General features: G+C 70.4%; 19 protein-coding genes. 11 read left to right on the plus strand and 8 right to left on the minus strand.

Going from position 1 to position 17,365, the window contains the following annotated elements:
• Nucleotides 1-8 precede the first annotated feature (8 nt).
• The 3 genes from QZ500_RS00665 to QZ500_RS00675 all read right to left on the minus strand — a co-directional run bounded on the left by QZ500_RS00665 (nucleotide 9) and on the right by QZ500_RS00675 (nucleotide 2,779).
• On the minus strand, nucleotides 9-1,454 hold the full coding sequence (locus QZ500_RS00665) for an NAD-dependent succinate-semialdehyde dehydrogenase (protein ID WP_295849613.1): 1,446 nt from the start codon (nucleotides 1,452-1,454) through the stop codon (nucleotides 9-11).
• A gap of 79 nt (nucleotides 1,455-1,533) precedes the next feature.
• Nucleotides 1,534-1,971 carry a universal stress protein gene (locus QZ500_RS00670; RefSeq protein WP_295849615.1) on the minus strand — a complete coding sequence of 146 codons (438 nt, stop codon included), beginning with the start codon at nucleotides 1,969-1,971 and terminating at the stop codon, nucleotides 1,534-1,536.
• A gap of 61 nt (nucleotides 1,972-2,032) precedes the next feature.
• Complete coding sequence (locus tag QZ500_RS00675) at nucleotides 2,033-2,779, minus strand: 2OG-Fe dioxygenase family protein (RefSeq protein ID WP_295849617.1); 747 nt, start codon at nucleotides 2,777-2,779, stop codon at nucleotides 2,033-2,035.
• Nucleotides 2,780-2,889: 110 nt separating this feature from the next.
• On the opposite strand from QZ500_RS00675, the gene QZ500_RS00680 reads away from it, so the two are divergent.
• From QZ500_RS00680 to QZ500_RS00695, 4 genes are all read left to right on the plus strand, one after another.
• Nucleotides 2,890-4,326, plus strand: a complete 1,437-nt coding sequence (locus QZ500_RS00680) for an NAD(P)/FAD-dependent oxidoreductase (RefSeq protein WP_295849619.1) — start codon at nucleotides 2,890-2,892, stop codon at nucleotides 4,324-4,326.
• Nucleotides 4,327-4,408: 82 nt separating this feature from the next.
• Nucleotides 4,409-5,380, plus strand: a complete 972-nt coding sequence (locus QZ500_RS00685; protein ID WP_295849621.1) for a tripartite tricarboxylate transporter substrate binding protein — start codon at nucleotides 4,409-4,411, stop codon at nucleotides 5,378-5,380.
• 13 nt (nucleotides 5,381-5,393) lie between these two features.
• A complete protein-coding gene (locus QZ500_RS00690; protein WP_295849623.1) occupies nucleotides 5,394-5,822 on the plus strand; it encodes a DUF2721 domain-containing protein in 429 nt (142 codons plus the stop codon).
• Between the two features lie 13 nt (nucleotides 5,823-5,835).
• A complete protein-coding gene (locus QZ500_RS00695; protein WP_295849625.1) occupies nucleotides 5,836-6,096 on the plus strand; it encodes a hypothetical protein in 261 nt (86 codons plus the stop codon).
• A 32-nt stretch (nucleotides 6,097-6,128) separates the two neighbouring features.
• On the opposite strand, the gene QZ500_RS00700 is transcribed toward QZ500_RS00695, so the two are convergent.
• Entirely contained in the window at nucleotides 6,129-6,404 is a 276-nt protein-coding gene (locus QZ500_RS00700) for a hypothetical protein (protein WP_295849627.1), read from the minus strand.
• Between the two features lie 180 nt (nucleotides 6,405-6,584).
• On the opposite strand from QZ500_RS00700, the gene QZ500_RS00705 reads away from it, so the two are divergent.
• The 6 genes from QZ500_RS00705 (at nucleotide 6,585) to QZ500_RS00730 (ending at nucleotide 11,144) form a co-directional block, all read left to right on the plus strand.
• A complete protein-coding gene (locus QZ500_RS00705; RefSeq protein ID WP_295849628.1) occupies nucleotides 6,585-7,352 on the plus strand; it encodes a GntR family transcriptional regulator in 768 nt (255 codons plus the stop codon).
• Nucleotides 7,349-8,164, plus strand: coding sequence for a transporter substrate-binding domain-containing protein (locus tag QZ500_RS00710; RefSeq protein WP_295849630.1), 816 nt, complete (start codon nucleotides 7,349-7,351; stop codon nucleotides 8,162-8,164). The genes QZ500_RS00705 and QZ500_RS00710 overlap by 4 nt, the downstream gene beginning before the upstream one ends.
• 39 nt (nucleotides 8,165-8,203) lie before the next feature.
• Nucleotides 8,204-8,866, plus strand: coding sequence for an amino acid ABC transporter permease (locus tag QZ500_RS00715; protein WP_295849632.1), 663 nt, complete (start codon nucleotides 8,204-8,206; stop codon nucleotides 8,864-8,866).
• A 3-nt stretch (nucleotides 8,867-8,869) separates the two neighbouring features.
• Nucleotides 8,870-9,523, plus strand: coding sequence for an amino acid ABC transporter permease (locus QZ500_RS00720; RefSeq protein WP_295849633.1), 654 nt, complete (start codon nucleotides 8,870-8,872; stop codon nucleotides 9,521-9,523).
• Nucleotides 9,507-10,292 carry an amino acid ABC transporter ATP-binding protein gene (locus QZ500_RS00725; protein ID WP_295849635.1) on the plus strand — a complete coding sequence of 262 codons (786 nt, stop codon included), beginning with the start codon at nucleotides 9,507-9,509 and terminating at the stop codon, nucleotides 10,290-10,292. Before QZ500_RS00720 ends, QZ500_RS00725 begins: the two co-directional genes overlap by 17 nt.
• A 243-nt stretch (nucleotides 10,293-10,535) precedes the next feature.
• Nucleotides 10,536-11,144 carry a DUF1439 domain-containing protein gene (locus QZ500_RS00730; RefSeq protein WP_295849637.1) on the plus strand — a complete coding sequence of 203 codons (609 nt, stop codon included), beginning with the start codon at nucleotides 10,536-10,538 and terminating at the stop codon, nucleotides 11,142-11,144.
• A 19-nt stretch (nucleotides 11,145-11,163) separates the two neighbouring features.
• On the opposite strand, the gene QZ500_RS00735 is transcribed toward QZ500_RS00730, so the two are convergent.
• From QZ500_RS00735 to QZ500_RS00745, 3 genes are all read right to left on the minus strand, one after another.
• Entirely contained in the window at nucleotides 11,164-11,526 is a 363-nt protein-coding gene (locus tag QZ500_RS00735; protein WP_295849639.1) for a DUF1304 domain-containing protein, read from the minus strand.
• A gap of 37 nt (nucleotides 11,527-11,563) precedes the next feature.
• Nucleotides 11,564-12,463 (minus strand): ion transporter, encoded by a 900-nt coding sequence (locus QZ500_RS00740; RefSeq protein ID WP_295849640.1) that lies wholly within the window; start codon nucleotides 12,461-12,463, stop codon nucleotides 11,564-11,566.
• A 76-nt stretch (nucleotides 12,464-12,539) separates the two neighbouring features.
• Nucleotides 12,540-14,231 carry a long-chain fatty acid--CoA ligase gene (locus QZ500_RS00745; protein WP_295849642.1) on the minus strand — a complete coding sequence of 564 codons (1,692 nt, stop codon included), beginning with the start codon at nucleotides 14,229-14,231 and terminating at the stop codon, nucleotides 12,540-12,542.
• A gap of 253 nt (nucleotides 14,232-14,484) precedes the next feature.
• Between QZ500_RS00745 and QZ500_RS00750 the strand changes: the two genes are divergently transcribed.
• Nucleotides 14,485-14,643 (plus strand): DUF3309 family protein, encoded by a 159-nt coding sequence (locus tag QZ500_RS00750; RefSeq protein ID WP_295849643.1) that lies wholly within the window; start codon nucleotides 14,485-14,487, stop codon nucleotides 14,641-14,643.
• A 97-nt stretch (nucleotides 14,644-14,740) separates the two neighbouring features.
• Here the strand turns inward: QZ500_RS00750 and QZ500_RS00755 are convergent.
• The coding region (locus QZ500_RS00755; RefSeq protein WP_295849645.1) for a DUF3418 domain-containing protein at nucleotides 14,741-17,365 on the minus strand (2,625 nt) is incomplete at its 5' end.

Below are 17,365 nucleotides of genomic sequence, written 5' to 3' on the forward strand. Positions count from 1 at the left end.
GCCGCCGATCAGACGGCCATGACCGAGACGGCCTTGGTCACCAGGTAGCCTTCCATCGCCTCCGGACCGCCTTCGGAACCGTAGCCCGAATCCTTCACGCCGCCGAACGGCATCTCGGGCGTGGGCGCGGCCGGCTGGTTGATCCACAGCATGCCGACCTCGACCTGCTGCGACAGCAGGTGCACGTTGCGCACCGAGCGGGTGAAGGCATAGCCGGCCAGGCCGTACGGCAGGCGGTTGGCCTCGGCGATCGCCTCTTCCAGCGAGTCGAAGCCGCGCACCGCGGCGATGGGGCCGAACGGTTCGTTGTTGAACACGTCGGCGGTCAGCGGCACGTTGTCCAGCACGGTCGGCGCGAAGAAGTAGCCGTCGCTGCCGACGCGCTCGCCCCCGGTGGCGACCTGTGCACCGGCGGCGCGTGCATCGTCCAGCACCTTGGCCATCGCGGCCAGGCGGCGGTCGTTGGCCAGCGGGCCGAGCGTGGTGCCTTCGGCCAGGCCGTCGCCCACCTTCAGGTTCTCCGCGTGGCGCACCAGCGCCTTCACGAACTCGCCGCGGATGCTGTTGTGCACCAGGAACCGCGTCGGCGAAATGCAGACTTGGCCGGCATTGCGGAACTTGGCGCCGCCGGAGGCCTTCACCGCCAATTCCACGTCGGCATCCTCGGCCACGATCACCGGGGCGTGGCCGCCGAGCTCCATCGTCGCGCGCTTCATGTGCTGGCCCGCGAGCGCGGCGAGTTGCTTGCCCACGGGCGTGGAACCGGTGAAGGTGACCTTGCGGATCACCGGATGCGGGATCAGATAGCTGGAGATCTCGGCCGGATCGCCGAACACCAAGCCGACGGTGCCGGGCGGTACGCCGGCGTCGACGAAGGCCTGCAGCAGCGCGGCCGGCGATGCCGGGGTTTCCTCCGGTGCCTTGACCAGGAACGAGCAGCCGCTCGCGAGCGCCGCGCCCAGCTTGCGGACGATCTGGTTGATCGGGAAGTTCCAGGGCGTGAAGGCGGCGACCGGGCCGATCGGCTCCTTCAGGACCAATTGCTGCGCATTCAGGTTGCGCGACGGCACGATGCGGCCATAGACGCGGCGGCCTTCGTCGGCGAACCATTCGAGGATGTCGGCGCCGGCCATCACCTCGACCTTGGCTTCGGCCAGCGGCTTGCCCTGCTCCTGCGTCAGCAGGCGGGCGATGTCGGCCGCGCGCTCGCGCAGCAGGCCGGCGGCCTTGCGGATGGTGGCGGCGCGCTCGTTCGCGGGAATGCGGCGCCATGCCTCGAAACCGCGCTGGGCGGCGGCGAGCGCGTCGTCCAGGTCGGAGGTGCTGGCATGGGCCACGGTGCCGATCACGGCGCCGGTGGCGGGGTTGAGCACGTCCTGGCGCTTGCCGCCGGCGGCGTCGCGCCAGGTGTTGTCGATCAGGAGGCGGGTGTCGGGATAGGAAGCGGAAGCCATGGGATGTCCTGTAAGTGGAAAACGAAAAGCGTGAGCGAAAAATGAACGAAGGGAAGCGGGATCGGCGACCGCGGTGCGCTCAGTCGCGCACCACCAGCACCGGCACGGTCGCGTCGGCCAGCACGCTCTGCGTGACACTGCCGAGGACCAGCTTCTCCAGCCCCTTGCGTCCGTGGGAGCCGATGACGATCAGGTCGGCGCCGAGGCTCTCGGCCGTATCCACGATACCGCGGTGGATCGCATGGCCCTCCACGACCTGCGTCCCCAGCGCGACGCCTGCCGCCTCGGCGGCGGTACGGGCGGCATCCAGGGCAGCGGTCGCCTCGTTGGCGGCGGCGGTCAGGTACTGCTCCTGGGCGAATGCGATATCGGTGCCGACACCGGCGAAGGGGTACGGGTCGATCACGTAGACCGCCGATACGCGGGAACCGAAGGCCTGCGCGAGGCGGGCCGCGCGGCCGATCGCCGCCAGGGCGGTATCGGAGCCGTCGACCGGCACGAGGATCTGCTGGAACATGGCGCTACTCCTTGGGTGGGGGTGACAGGTCGGTGCGCTGGCACCGGCGACAGGACGGCCGTCAGGCGACGCCTTCGCCCTGGAACGCACCGGCGCGGCAGGTGACCACGAGCGTATCGCGGTGGCCGCCCGCGTCCAGCGGCTGGATCGGCGTGGACTCGTGAATCATGCGTGCATCGTCGAGCAGCAGCAACGACCACGGCTCGGTCAGGGTGAAGCGCTGGCCGGACGGGCCGTCGGCCGCGAAGACGCGGGTCTCGCCGCCCTTGATGCCGGCCCGGTCGATCAGGAACACGGCCACCAGATCCACCCCGTCGCGGTGCGCGCCTTCGGGTGTCGGGCGGCCGATGCCGTCGGTGGTGTCGATGCGGAACTGGTGCGCCTCCACGAACCACGGCTGCGGCCCGCGGACCGCCGACGCCAGCCGTGCCAGCGCGGTGATCAGCGCATGCCAGGCGGGGGCGGCGATGGTCTGCGCATGCATCGGCGCGAACCAGCGCTCCATTCCGCCGTGCAGCGCGTTGTACTCCACCGGCTGCCAGTGGGGCCGGTGCGGCACCGGCGCCATCGCGTCGCCCTCGACCACGAAGCAGGCGTGCCGGCGGCGGCGGTAGCGGCCGCCGTCCTTCAGGTATTCGTCGGGTTCGAGCGTGTCCCAGTCGGCGCGCAGCGCGTCGAGGGCGGCAGCCTCCACGCAGGCCCACGCGCACACCGACGTGGCGGACAGCACCGCGCAGCCCTCGCTGCGCATCGCGGGGACCAGCCGGTCCACGTCGGTATAGGGAGGAGCGAAACTGGCAGCGGTCATGCGCCGAGCTTACTGCCGGCGCCCTCATCCTGTGACAAGCGCTGCCGCGGGCATTTCCATAATCGGGCGGAGGCGCCCTGCCGCGCCTGCCGAGACCGCACGGAGGATCCATGAGCCCGCCCCCATCGCCATCCCCGGCCAGCGCCGCCGCGCCCGACGCCCTGGCCGCCGAACCCGCGCTGCCGGCGGCGCATCCCGCCGCGTCCGGCCACACGCCGCACCGCACCCATGTGGTGATCGTCGGCTGCGGTTTCGGCGGCCTGGAGGCGGCGCGTGCCCTTCGCCGGGCCGACGTCGACATCACGCTGGTCGACCGCAGCAACCACCACCTGTTCCAGCCGCTGCTCTACCAGGTCGCGACCGCCGGCCTCGCGGCACCCGCGATCGCGGCCCCGATCCGGCATCTGTTCCGCCGGCAGGCCAACGTCACCGTGCTGCTCGGCGAAGTGACCGACATCGACGTGCAGGCCCGGCAGCTCGCGCTAGCCGACGGCGGCCGGCTGCACTACGACGCGCTGATCGTCGCGGCCGGCGCCGGTCACAGCTACTTCGGCAACGACGACTGGGCGCCGTTCGCGCCGGGTCTGAAGACGCTGGACGACGCCTTCGCGATCCGGCGCCGGGTGCTGCTCGCCTTCGAGGGCGCCGAGAAGGAGCCGGACCCGGCGCGCCGTGCGGCATGGCTGACCTTCGCGGTCGTGGGCGGCGGCCCGACGGGGGTCGAGATGGCCGGCACGCTGGCCGAGATCGCGCGGCACACGCTGCCCGGCGAGTTCCGCAACTTCGACCCCGCCGGCGCCCGGGTGCTGCTGCTCGAAGGCGGACCGCGGGTGCTGGCGAGTTTCCCGGAGGAACTGAGTGAGCGGGCCCGTGCACAACTGCAGCGCCTGGGCGTGGAGGTGCAGACCGGCGCGCGCGTCACCACGATCGACGCCGACGGTCTGATGGTGAAAAAGGGCTCCAGCGCCGATGGGGCGGACGCGACCAGCTACAGAATCGATAGCAAGTGCATGGTCTGGGCCGCGGGCGTCGCCGGATCGCCGCTCGGCCGCCTGCTGGGCGAGGCGACCGGGGCGTCCGTGGACCGCGCCGGCCGCGTGGCGGTCGAGCCCGACCTGTCGCTGCCGGGCCATCCGGAGATCGCGGTGATCGGCGACTTGGCCGCCGCACGCAGCCATGCGCCGGGCCAGGAACCGCGGCCGGTGCCCGGCGTGTCGCCGGGGGCCAAGCAGATGGGGCGTGCCGCGGCCGCCAACCTGCTACTGCGGCTGCGCGGCGAGGCGACGCAGCCCTTTCGCTACCGCGACTACGGCAATCTGGCCACCGTCGGCCGCCGCGCTGCGGTGGTGGATCTCGCGTCGCCGGCCGGACCGGTCCGCTTCTCGGGCACGCCGGCATGGCTGTTCTGGCTGTTCGCGCACATCTACTTCCTGATCGGCTTCCGCAACCGGCTGGCGGTGCTGTTCGACTGGGCCGCCGCGTACTTCAGCTTTGCGCGGCCGGCCCGGGTGATGACGGGTGTGCGGCACGCGCCGGCGGAGGACTGAGCGCCGTATGCTCACGGGCTTTGCCGCGCGGCCCGCATCTGCGGCGCCCGGTAACCCCCTCCCTTCCGACGAGACAAGCACCATGTTCCGACGCCGCCTCCTCCCCGCCCTGCTGACCTCGCTGCTGCTGGCCGCCGCGCCGCACGCCCAGGCCGCATTTCCCGACAAGCCCATCAAGGTGGTGATCGGCTTCCCGGCGGGCGGCCCGCTCGACCAGCACGCCCGGCTGTTGTCGGACCGGCTGCAGGCCGTGCTCGGCCAGCCGGTGATCATCGACTACAAGCCCGGTGCCGGCGGCGCCGTCGGCGCGGACTTCGTCGCCAAATCACCGGCCGACGGCTACACGCTGGTGCTGGCCAATACCGGCGTGGCGGTGATCAACGGGGCGCTGTACCCGCGCCTGCCGTACGACACGCTGCGCGACTTCGTGCCGATCGCCCGCACCGCCCAGCAGCCGCTAGCGCTGCTGGTGAACAACGCGGTCCCTGCCCGCACGCTCGGCGAATTCATCGCCTACGCCAAGCAGAACCCCGGCAAGATCAACTACGGCTCGGCGGGCAACGGCGGCATTTCGCACCTGGTGCCCGAGATGTTCAAGAACGCGGCCGGCCTGTTCATGGTCCACATCCCCTACCGCGGCAGCGCGCCGGCCTTCACCGACCTGATGGGCGGGCAGGTGCAGTTCATGGCGGAATCGATTCCCCAGGCCGCGTCGTATGCCAAACAAGGGAAGGTGCGGGCGCTGGCCGTCACCAGCCGGGAACGCAACCCGGCATTGCCCGACACGCCGACCGCGATGGAATCCGGCCTCAAGGGCTTCGAGGTGGTCGGCTTCTACGGTTTCCTGGCCCCGGCCGCGACGCCGAAGGATGTGGTCGCCAGGCTGAGCGATGCCTTCCGGCAGGTGCTGTCGCAGCCCGACCTGAAGGCCCGCATGGTCAGCCAGGGCGCCGACCCGGCCTTCCTCGGCAGCGAGGAGTTCGCCACCTTCCTGAAGGCCGAGACGCCGCGCTGGCAGCAGGCCGTCAAGGCTTCCGGCGCGAAGATGGACTGACCATCCGCCGCCGATGATCACCCTGCACGCCGATACCTCGCACGTCATCCAGCTGGCGATCGGGCCGGCGTTCATGCTGGCGGCGATCGCCGGCACCCTCACCGTCCTGACCAACCGGCTCGCCCGGGTGAACGACCGCACCCACAAGCGCCGGGACGACCGCGGCGACGCCGATGCGTCGCTGCAGGCGGAGATCGACGTGGAACTGGCGACCCTGTCGCGCCGCGCCCGCGTCCTGAATGCCGCGATCTGCATGAGTGCGGCCTGCGGGATGATCGTCTGTCTGCTGATCGGCTCGCTGTTCGTAGCCAACGAGCTCGGGCTGGCGTTCGACCGGCCGGTGGCGGTCCTGTTCCTCTCGGCGATGGGTGCGCTGATCGGCACCTACCTGCTGATGCTCGTCGAGATCTTCGTGGCCCAGCACAGCATCAATCCGACCTGACCTTCCCACCACCATGCGCCTCGCCTGCCCGCTCCTGTTCGCCCTTCCGCTCGCCGCCCTGCTCGCCGGCTGCAATACCGTCGCCGAAGCCGATCCGGACCATGTGACGATCGAACACACCAGCCTGCGCAGCCGCACGGCGGTGTACGAAAGCGCGCAGAAGATCTGCAGCCGCCAGGGCCGGGCCAACGCGGTGTTCCAGTCGCAGGTCAACCAGGACCCGACGCGGCCGCCGGCGACCGGCCCGCAGCTCAGCACCTTCGCCTGCCGCTAGGCAGGCGCCTCACCCGGGGCGGCTGAAGAGCCTCAGTCGAGGCCGAAATACTCGGCGTCGCGGCGTGCGGCGATGTGCGTCGCCGGCTCGCCCAGCAGCTTGACCAGTCCGTCGCGCCCGCTGGCCGCGCGGAACAGGAAGGCGCCGCCGGCTGCGGCCGTCAGCACTGCGCCGAAGCGGCTGTCGCTGCGCATCGCCGCCAGCAGCAGCGCGGCGCCCAGTCCCGCCACCGCCAGATGTTCGCCCGGCGCACTCGGACGGCTCCGGTCGTAGGCCTGCCATTCCTCGACGACTTCCCTCAAGCTCATTGCATTCGCTCCTGATCAATACGCACGGCCGATCTTCGCCGACCAGACGCTACATGTTGTAAGAAGGTGCGGAAGCCGCCTGCGCATGCGCCGCCAGGCACCGTTTTGGTACGCCAGATGCCGTGATAGTGGTGCACACGGCTTGTATACCAGTGGCACGGAACCTGCTCACCCGCAGGCATGCCTTCGGCCACCGACATCAGCAACCGCATCATCGAAGCCGTGATGGCGCAGAAGCTCGCCCCCGGCACCCGCCTGGGCGAGCAGCAGCTCGCGATCCTGTTCGACTGCAGCCGCACCATCGTGCGCGAGGCGCTCACCCGCCTGGCCACCCGCGGCATCGTCACCGTCAGCGCCCGGCGCGGCTGGTTCGTCGTCGAGCCGTCGGAGGCGGAGGCCCGCGAGGCGTTCGCCGCCCGCCGGGTGATCGAGGTCGGGCTGATCCGCGAGATGCCGCCGCTCGACAAGGACGCCATCAAGCAGCTTCGCGCGCACCTGCAGCGGGAAAAAGCCGCGGTGCGCGGCGAGGACGTCGGCGCCCGCAGCTTCCTGCTCGGCGACTTCCACGTCTGCCTGGCCGAATGCCTCGGCAACAGCCTGCTGGCCGACACGCTGCGCGACTTCACCGCGCGCACCACGCTGATCGCGATGCTCTACCAGTCGTCGCACGACGCTGCCCAGTCCTGCGAGGACCACGTCCGCATCGTGAGCGCGCTGGAAGCCGGTGACACCGCCCTCGCCGAACGCCTGATGACCAAACACATCGGCACGGTGCAGGCCGCGCTGCGCCTCAAGCCCGCGCCCGACGGAGATGCGCTCGGCCAGCTGCGGCAGGCGCTCGCGCCGCTCGGCCCCGAAGCCGGCGACCGCCGCGCCGCACCGGCCCCCGCGTCCGGCGCGAACCCGATTTCTTCCGACCCCGCCCCCTACCTAGGAGCCCTGCTATGACCCGCCTGTCCCACCGCATGCCTGCGCGCCTGTCGCGCCGCCTCGCGCTCTGCGCCCTCGCCGCCGCCAGCTTCGCCGGCGGTGCCGCCCACGCGCAGGACGCGCTCGACGCGATCCAGAAATCGAAGACGGTGAAGATCGCCATCCCGACCGATTTCCCGCCCTACGGTTTCGTCGGTACCGACCTGCAGCCGCAGGGCCTGGACGTGGACATGGCGCGCCTGATCGCTTCCAAGCTGGGCGCGCGTGTCGAACTGGTGCCGGTCACCAGCGCCAACCGGGTGCCGTACCTGCAGACCCGCAAGGCCGACCTGGTGATCTCGACCCTCGGCAAGAACCCCGAGCGCGAAAAGGTGATCGATTTCACCGCCGCCTACTCGCCGTTCTTCCAGGCAGTCTTCGCCGCGAAGACCCTGCCGGTCAAGAGCTTCGCCGACCTCGCCGGCAAGACCGTCGGCGTGACCCGCGGCGCGATCGAGGACCAGGAACTCAGCAAGCTCGCACCGGCCGGCGCCGACATCAAGCGCTTCGAGGACAACAACGCGACCGTGGCGGCCTTCGTCGCCGGCCAGACGCAAGTCATCGCCACCGGCGCGTCGGTCGCCGGCAACCTGATGGCCAAGAACCCGCAGCTGAACACCGAATACAAGCTGCTGCTGAAGGACAGCCCCAACTTCGTCGGCGTCGCCAAGGGCGAGGACGCGCTGCGCACCAAGGTCAACGAGATCATCGCCGAGGCGAAGAAGTCGGGCGACCTCGACCGCCTGGCCAACCGCTGGCTCGGCCGTCCCGCCGGCGACCTGCCGCAGTAAGCCGGCCGCGACGATCTCCGACGACGAAGGACGCCGCCGATGCGCATCGAACTCGACTTCCCCGCGGTGCTGGCCCAGTGGCCGCTGCTGCTGCACGGCCTCGCGTGGACCATCGGGCTGACCGCCGTCGCCACGGCGATCGGCCTGGCGCTCGGCATCGCCTTCGCGTGGGCCCGCTCGGCAGGGCCGGCCTGGCTGCGCTGGGCGGTCGGCGCCTATGTGGAGCTGATCCGCAACACGCCGTTCATCGTGCAGCTGTTCTTCGTGTTCTTCGGCCTGCCGGCCGCGGGCGTGCGGCTGTCGCCCGAGGCGGCCTCGGTGATCGCGATGGTGGTCAACCTGTCGGCCTATGCCACCGAGATCGTGCGCGCCGGCATCGACGCCACGCCGCGCGGCCAGATCGAGGCCGCGCAGAGCTTGGCGCTCGGCCGGCTGCAGATCTTCACCCGCGTCGTGCTGCCGCCGGCACTCGCCAAGGTCTGGCCGGCGATGGTCAGCCAGATCATCATCGTGATGCTCGGCTCCGCGGTCTGCGGCCAGATCTCGACGCCGGAACTGAGCTACGCCGCGAACCTGATCCAGAGCCGCAACTTCCGCGCGTTCGAGTCCTTCATCGTCGCGACCGCGCTCTACCTGGTGCTCGCCATCGCCCTGCGCCGCCTGCTGCAGTGGGCCGGCCCGCGCTTCGTCTTCGGGAGCTGACCGATGGTCGAATTCACCCTCTGGGACATCTTCCGCAACCTGCTGCTGGCCGCGCGCTGGACGGTGGCACTGTCGCTGATCGCCTTCGTGGGCGGCGGCATCGTCGGGCTGGCGCTGCTGGTGCTGCGGCTCGCGCGCGGACCCTGGGCGCAGCGGGCCGTCGGCGCGTATGTGCAACTGTTCCAGGGCACGCCGCTGCTGATGCAGCTGTTCCTCGCCTATTTCGGCGTGGCGCTGCTCGGCATCGACACCTCGCCCTGGTTCGCCGCCGCGCTGGCCCTCACGCTCTACACCAGCGCCTTCCTGACCGAGATCTGGCGCGGCTGCGTCGCCGCCGTGCCGCGCGGCCAGTGGGAGGCCTCGTCCAGCCTGGCGCTAAGCTTTTCCGAGCAGCTGCGCCACGTGGTGCTGCCGCAGGCGGTGCGCCTGGCGATCGCGCCGACCGTCGGCTTCCTGGTGCAGGTGGTCAAGGGCACCGCCCTCGCCTCGGTGATCGGCTTCGTCGAGCTGACCAAGGCCGGCAGCATGATTTCCAACGCCACCTTCCAGCCCTTCGTCGTCTACAGCTGCCTGGCGCTGATGTATTTCGCGCTGTGCTTCCCGATCAGCCTGTACGCCAAGACCCTCGAGAGGAAACTCCATGCCGACCGTCGCTGACGCCCCCACCACCGCCCCCGCCCCGGTCGCCGGCGCACCCATCGTCCAGATCACCGGCCTGCGCAAGTCCTACGGCACGAACGAAGTGCTGAAGGGCATCGACCTGCGCGTCGCGCGCGGCGAGGTGATCGCCATCATCGGCAAGAGCGGCTCGGGCAAAAGCACGCTGCTGCGCTGCATCAACGGGCTGGAGGTGTTCCAGGAAGGGGCGCTCACCGTCGACGGCGAGCCGCTGATCTACGAGAGCGCGATGGCGATGCGCGACCTGCGCCAGCGGGTCGGGATGATCTTCCAGGGCTTCAACCTGTTCCCTCACCTGTCGGTCGGCCGCAACGTGATGCTGGCGCCGACGCTGGTCAAGAAGAAGTCGCAGGCGGATGCCGCGGCGCATGCCCGCAAGCTGTTGGCGCGGGTCGGCTTGGCGGAGAAGTTCGATGCACGGCCCGACCAGCTGTCGGGCGGCCAGCAGCAGCGCGTCGCGATCGCCCGCGCGCTGGCGATGGAACCGGCGGTGCTGCTGTGCGACGAGATCACCTCCGCGCTCGACCCGGAGCTGGTCGGCGAGGTGCTGCGCGTCGTGGAATCGCTGGCGATGGACGGCATGACGCTGCTGATGGTCACCCACGAGATGAATTTCGCCCGCAAAGTGGCCGACCGCGTGATCTTCATGCACCAGGGCCGGGTGCACGAGGCGGGGCCGCCGGACGCGCTGTTCGGCGATCCGCAGACGGCGGAGCTGCGGCAGTTCCTGTCGTCGCTGCACGACTGAGCGGCTGTGGCTGTGGCTGTGGCTGTCGGGATTGGCGGCTGAGGGCTCGGGTACGCCGGTCACGGCCGGCGCGTCCGCACAGCCGTTCTGCAGATCGATGGCGCCTGCAGCGTCGTACGCTCCCATTTTCATAGCACTTGGCGTAGGTGGCACGGGCGCCAAGTGCCAAAAATCATCGGATTCCGCTGGACGCCCCCTGCACCGGACGGGAACGTTCCGAAGCGGCCGGCGATCCGACAGACCATGCCGCACCGCCCTGCCCCTTCCTCCGCGCCCGCTTTCTCCCGCTCCACCCGTCGCCGCTGGCTGCAGGCGCTGGCCTGCTCGTCAGCGCTGCCCGCCCTGTGGCCTGCCGCCAGCCATGCCGGCTATAACATCTGGACCGGCGAATACACGCTCGACAAGGCCACACTCCAGGTCGGCATCGAGAAGCGCTTTCCGGTCAACCTGCGGTATGCGGAGGTGTTCCAGGTCCAGCTGACGCAGCCGCGCATCGCACTCGACGCGCAGGGCAACCGGCTCGGGATCGTGTCCGATGCGCGCATCACCAGCCCGCTGCTGCTGTCGGCGCCGATGACGGGGCTGCTCGCGGTCAGCAGCGGCCTGCGGTTCGACCCGGCCGCGCGCGCGGTGCGGCTGCACGAGCCGGCCGCCGACCGGCTGGAACTGCGCGGCATTGCCGAGCGCGACAGCCGGCGCCTGCAGGCGGTCGGCACCGTGGTCGCGCAGGAAGTGCTGCGGGACTATCCGATCCACACCTTCGCGCCGGAGGAATTGCGCTTCGGCACCCGCGACATCACCCTGGGCGACATCACCGTCACCGCCGATGGCGTGAAGGTGGAGGTGCGCTGACCGCCGTCCGCGCCGCGGATCAGCGGGTGGCGAGCAGCAGCAGCGCGATACCGACGGCAGCGGGCAGCGTCTGCACGAAGAGGATCTTGCGCCCGACGGTCGCCGCGCCGTATGCGCCTGCGACCGCCACGCAGCCGAGGAAGAACAGCATCACCGGCACGCCCTCCGTGCCGAGCCACAGGCCCCACAGCAGACCCGCCGCCAGGAAACCGTTGTAGAGGCCCTGGTTGGCCGCCAGCACCCGGGTCGCGCGGGCGGATTCCGGCGTCTGGCGGAAGACCTTCCGGCCCGCCGGCCGCTCCCACAGGAACATCTCCAGCACCAGGATGGCGATGTGCAGCAGCGCCACCAGGGCGACGACGACGGATGCGGCAAGGAACATGGGGACTCCTTTCGACGGATGACTGGTACGCGGCCCGTCAGCGGGGAGCGGGCGCTGGGGCAGCGGCCGGCAGGGCCGCACCGCACTGCATGCAGTAGCCGGCGTCGGCCGCATGGCCGAGCGCACCGCAGGCCTCGCAGCGCCGGCCGGGCGGCTCCAGCCGGACCCGGCGGGCGGTGAACTCGGCCGTCACGATGCCGGTCGGCACCGCCAGCGTGCCCCAGCCGAGCAGCATCATCACCGACGAAATCAGCCGGCCGATGTCGGTGCGCGGCGTGATGTCGCCGAAGCCCACCGTCGTCATCGTCGTGATCGCCCAGTAGATGGCCGTCGGGATGCTGGTGAAGCCATGCTCCGGCCCCTCGACCACGTACATCAGGGTGCCCACCACCAGCACGATCATCAGCACCGCCGACAGGAACACGAGGATCTTGCGGCGGCTGGCGTACAGCGCATGGCCGAGCGCCTGGAATTCCGCCACATAGGCCGCGAGCTTGAAGATCCGGAAGATCCGCAGCAGCCGCAGGATGCGCACATCGACCAGCGCATGCACCTCGGGAAAGAAGAGCGCCAGGTAGGTCGGCAACAGGGCCAGCAGGTCGACCATGCCGAAGAAGCTGCGGGCGTAGCGCCACGGGTCGCGCACGCAGACCAGCCGCGCCAGGTATTCCAGCGTGAACACCACGGTGAAGCACCATTCGGCGATGCCGAACAGCCGGTGGTGCCGCAGGTGGATGGCCTGCACGCTGTCGGCCATCACCACCCCGACGCTGAGCAGGATCAGGGCGATCAGCAGCTTGTCGAACATCCGGCCGGCGGCCGTGTCCGACTCGAAGATCACGCAATAGAACGCGAGCCGCCAGCCGCCCGCAGGCTTGCCGAAGGGATGGTCGGGCGACGGAGCGGCGAACGTGGAAGAAGCAGGCGCGGCGGGCATCGGCGCATTCTAGGAAGGCCGGAGCAAGGCCGACGCGGTACGCCGCGACCTGCGCGTCGGCCACGGGCGGCCGGCCTCAGCCCGCAGGCGCCTCGGCCTCCTGCAGTGCCCGCCACATCACCTTGCCGCTGCCGCTCTTGGGCAGCGCCGCCACGATCTGCACGCTGCGCGGCGCCTTGTAGACCGCCATGTGCTCGCGGCACCAGGCGACGATGGACTCGGGCGTGGTGGCTTCGTGCCCCGGCCGCAGCACCACCACCGCCTTGACGCTCTCGCCGCGATAGGCGTCGCGGGTGCCGATCACGCAGGCTTCCTGGATCGCCGGGTGGGCGAACATCAGCGTCTCGACCTCGGCCGGCCAGACCTTGAAGCCCGACGCGTTGATCATGCGCTTCAGCCGGTCGGTCATGAAGAAGTAGCCGTCCTCGTCCATCCGGCCGATGTCGCCCGAGCGGAAGAAGCGCTGGCCGTCGATATCGACGAACGCGCGGGCGGTGGCCTCGGGCTGCTTCCAGTAGCCGTGGAACACCTGCGGCCCGCGGATCACGATCTCGCCGGGCGTGCCGGGCGCAACCTCCTCCAGCGTGTCCGGGTCCACGACGCGTGCGTCGGTGCCGATGTAGGGAATGCCCAGGCACTGCTGCTTCGGCGCGTCGAGCGGATTGGCATGCGAGGGCGCGGCCGTCTCGGTCAGGCCGTAGCCCTCGCAGTAGCGCAGGCCGTACTGCGCCTGCAGCCGCGCGGCCACCGCCTGCGGCATCGCGGCGCCGCCGCCGCCGATATAGGTCAGGCCCGACAGGTCGTACTCCGCTACCCGCGGGCTGGCGAGCAAGTCGATCACCATCGTCGGTATGTTGGTCCAGTGGGTGACCTTCCAGGCGGCGATCAGCCGGCCCGCCAGGTCGCGGTCCCAGCGCGGCATCAGCACAAGCGTCGCGCCGCCGAAGATGCTCGCGTGCATCACGCTCACCATGCCGGTGATGTGGAACATCGGTATCGCGACCAGCGCGACGTTGTCCGCCGACGCCGCGCCCCAGTGGTGGCCCGCCACCGCGTTGGCCATGACCGTGCCGTGGGTGTGCATGCAGCCCTTCGGCAGGCCGGTGGTGCCGCTGGTGTAGGGCAGCAAGGCGAGGTCGTCCGGGCCGGCCGCGGGCGGCGGCAGCGTGCCGGTGCAGGCGAGCGCATCGGTCCACGCATGCACCTGCCCGCCTGCGAGCGGCGGGGGTGCGTGGCGGGTCAGCAGCCAGTCGTGCCAGACGGCGGGCGGCGCATCGGCACCGTCGGTGCCGGCATCGAACGCGTCGGTGAAGTGGGTGACGATCAGGTGCGCCAGCCCGGTGCCGGCGGGCAGCGCATCGCTCGCGCGTGCGAGCTCGCCCGCCAGGTCGGCGGTGGTGAGCGCGACGCGGGCGTCGGCATCGGCGATGTAGTGCTTGAGTTCTTCCGCCCGGTTCATCGGGTTGACCGGCACGATCACTGCATCGGCCCGCAGGATCGCGAAGTGCGCGACGATCAGCTGCGGGCAGTTCTGCATGTCGACGATCACCCGGTCACCGCGCCGAACGCCGCAGGCGACGAGGAAGGCGGCGAGCCGCTCGGCCTGTTCGGCCAGCGCGGCATAGCTCGTGCGCCGCCCGAAGAACGCCAGCGCGGTCTTCTGCGGATAGCGCAGCGCCGAGACGGCGAGGTTGTGCCAGAGCGACGTGGCGGGCAGCGTGATCCGGTGCGGCACGCGCGACGGCCAGAAAGCGAAATGGGGGCGCATGGGACTCCTTTCGCCCGACAGGCTAACGCCGTGCCTACCCCACAGCATCGGGAATGGCCCCCGAAAAAGGCCTGCAGCGTCGCATCGGCGACGCCTGCACCGATTGTGGGATTCGCCTGACGAGCCCACGCGCGTGCCGCCTGCGAACCGGCCCCAGCCCGCGCATCACGATGCCCCTCAGACGCCGGAGATGGCGTCCGGCTCCCGCAAGGGAGGTCTGAGCACCATTCCAAAATTTTTCGAGGAGCTTGTCATGTCCCTTTCCCTCATCCTGCTGATCGTTCTGATCCTGATCCTGATCGGCGCACTGCCGACCTGGGGCCACAGCCGTTCGTGGGGCTACGGTCCCAGCGGCGGCATCGGGCTGGTCGTCGTGATCCTGCTGGTCCTGCTGCTGATGGGCCGCATATGACGGCACGGCCACGGCCGACAGGCTGCGGCTGACGCTCTCCCAAAACAACCGGCGCCCGCGGGCGCCGTTTGTTTTTGGTTGGTCGCAGAGGAACCGCTCAGGCGTTCATCAGCGCCCAGGCCTTGTCCAGCCGCTTGATGCTGACCGGTGCCGGCGTGCGCAGCTCCTGCGCGAAGAAGCTGATGCGCAGCTCCTCCAGCAGCCAGCGTTGTTCCTGCATCCGCGCATCGACCTGCCCCTTGCGCTCGGCGACCAGCCGCCAGTAGCGCTGCTCCTGCGGCCGCAGTTCGGCCATGCGCTGCGCATCGCGCGCCGGGTCGGCCCGCAGCTTGTCGAGCCGCAGCACGATGCCCTGCAGGTAGCGCGGCAGATGCTGCAGCTGCGCCCACGGCGTCGTCGCCAGGAAGGTCTTGCCGACCAGCCGCTGCAGCTGATGCTGAACGTCGGCCACCGCATCGGACTGGCCGCGGGTGTCCTTGATCTTGCGCACCGCCGTCGCGTAGTCGCCCAGGATGCGCGATGCCAGCCGGGCCACCTCGTTGGCGATCAGCGTCAGCCGCGCGCGGCCCTCGGCCAGGCGCTGGCGGAACGCCTCGGCGTCGGTCGGCAGCGGGTCGAGCAGAAAGGCGCGGTCGATCGCCAGGTCGAGGATCTGCTGGCGCAGTTCGTCCTGTGTGCCGAGCGGCATGAAGGCGACCGCCATCTTCTGCAGGTCCGGCAGGTTCTTCTCCAGGTACTTGAGCGCGTCGCGGATCTGCAGGGCGAACAGGCGCCGTAGGCCGGCACGGTGGCGCGCGGCGGCGGCTTCCGGCTCGTCGAACACTTCGATCCGCACCGCGTCGCCGGCATCGACCAGCGCGGGGAAACCGACCAGCGTCTGGCCGCCCTTGCGGATTTCCATCAGCTCGGGCAAGGCGCCGAAGGTCCAGTCGGTGTAGCGCTGCTCGGCCGGGGCGGCGGACGGTGCCGGGGCGGGGGCAGGCGCCGCCCCACGCGACGCTCCTTTTTTGATAGCTTCTTGCGCAGGTGCAGCGGGCGCTGGAGCCGCTTTTGCCTCCGAAGCCGGCGCACCGGCGACCCGCAGGGCCGCCAGCGCCTGGAAGGCACCGCGCGCCTGTGCGCCCAGCTCCGCCTTGAGCGCGGCCAGGCTGCGGCCGGCGCCGCGCTGGCGGCCGTGCTCGTCGGTCACGCGGAAGTGCATGAACAGGTGCGGCGGCAGCATGTCGGGCTTGAAGTCCGCGCGCTTCACGTCGAGCTGGGTGATCTCCCGCACCTGCCGCACCAGCGCATCGAGCAGCGCCCCGTGGCCGAATGCTTCGGGCGCGGTCAGCGCCTCGGCGATGCGCGTGGCCGATTCGGGCAGGGGCACCAGCCGGGCGCGCGGCTTCTGCGGCAGGCTTTTCAGCAGCGCCTGGATCTTGTCCTTCAGCATGCCGGGCACCAGCCATTCGGCGCGGTCCTCGCTCACCTGGTTGAGTACGAAGATCGGGACGGTCACGCTCACACCGTCCTTCGCATCGCCCGGCGCATGCAGATAGGTGGCGCTGCAGTCCACTCCGCCCAGCTTCACCGTGCGCGGAAAGGCGCTGCCGGTGATGCCGGCCGCCTCGTGGCGCATCAGCGCATCGCGGGTCAGCACCAGCAGCTCGGGGTTGCCCTGCGACGCCTCGCGGTACCAGCGCTCGAAGTCGCGGCCGGTGGCGATCTCCTGCGGCACCTGCTTGTCGTAGAAGGCGTAGATGAACTCGTCGTCCACCAGCACGTCCTGCCGACGCGCCTTGTGCTCCAGCTCCTCCACCTGGCGGATCGTGCGGCGGTTGGCGGCGAGGAACGGCAGCTTCGTCTCCCACTCGTCGCCGACCAGGGCCGAGCGGAGGAAGATCTCGCGCGCGCCCTGCGGATCGATGTGGCCGAACGGCCGGCGGCGGTTGTTGTAGACGACGAGGCCGTAAAGCGTCGCGCGTTCCAGCGCCACCACCTCGGCGCTGCGCTTTTCCCAGTGCGGATCGAGCAGCTGCTTCTTCAGCAGGTGGCCGCCCACCTCCTCCAGCCACTGCGGCTCGATGTTGGCGATGCCGCGGCCGAAGAGTCGTGTGGTCTCGACCAGCTCGGCCGCCACGATCCAGCGGCCGGGCTTCTTGCTCAGGTGGGCGCCCGGATGGCGGTGGAACTTGATGCCGCGGGCGCCGAGGTATAGGTCCTCGTCGTCCGGCTTGAAGCCGATGTTGCCGAGCAGGCCCGACAGCATCGCCTTGTGCAGCTCGTCGTAGCCGGCCGGCTGCCGGTTGAAGACCCACTTCTGGTCGTTGACCACCGTCAGCAGCTGGCTGTGGATGTCGCGCCACTCGCGTACGCGGCGGATGCTGATGAAGTTCTGCCGCAGCAGCTGTTCGTACTGGCGGTTCGACAGCTTGTGCTGCGGAGCGGGAGCCGCGGCGCCCGCGGGCACCACGACCGGCACCACCGGCGCGGCCTGCACGCTGCGCTGCGCGACCGGCAGCGCCGCGAGGTTGCGCGGCGCACGCGGCCCGGGCGATTCCTGCGTGCCCATCTGCCGCCGTGTCAGCGCGACCGGCGCGCCGCCGCGCGCATCGGCCAGCCATTTCCACAGCCGCAGGTAGCCGCTGAACTCGCTCTTCTCGTCGTCGAACTTGGCATGCGCCTGGTCGGCCTGCTGCTGCGCTTCCAGCGGCCGGTCGCGCACGTCCTGCACCGACAGGGC

It is taken from the genome of uncultured Xylophilus sp. (assembly GCA_913776965.1).
Lineage (GTDB): Bacteria > Pseudomonadota > Gammaproteobacteria > Burkholderiales > Burkholderiaceae_C > Xylophilus.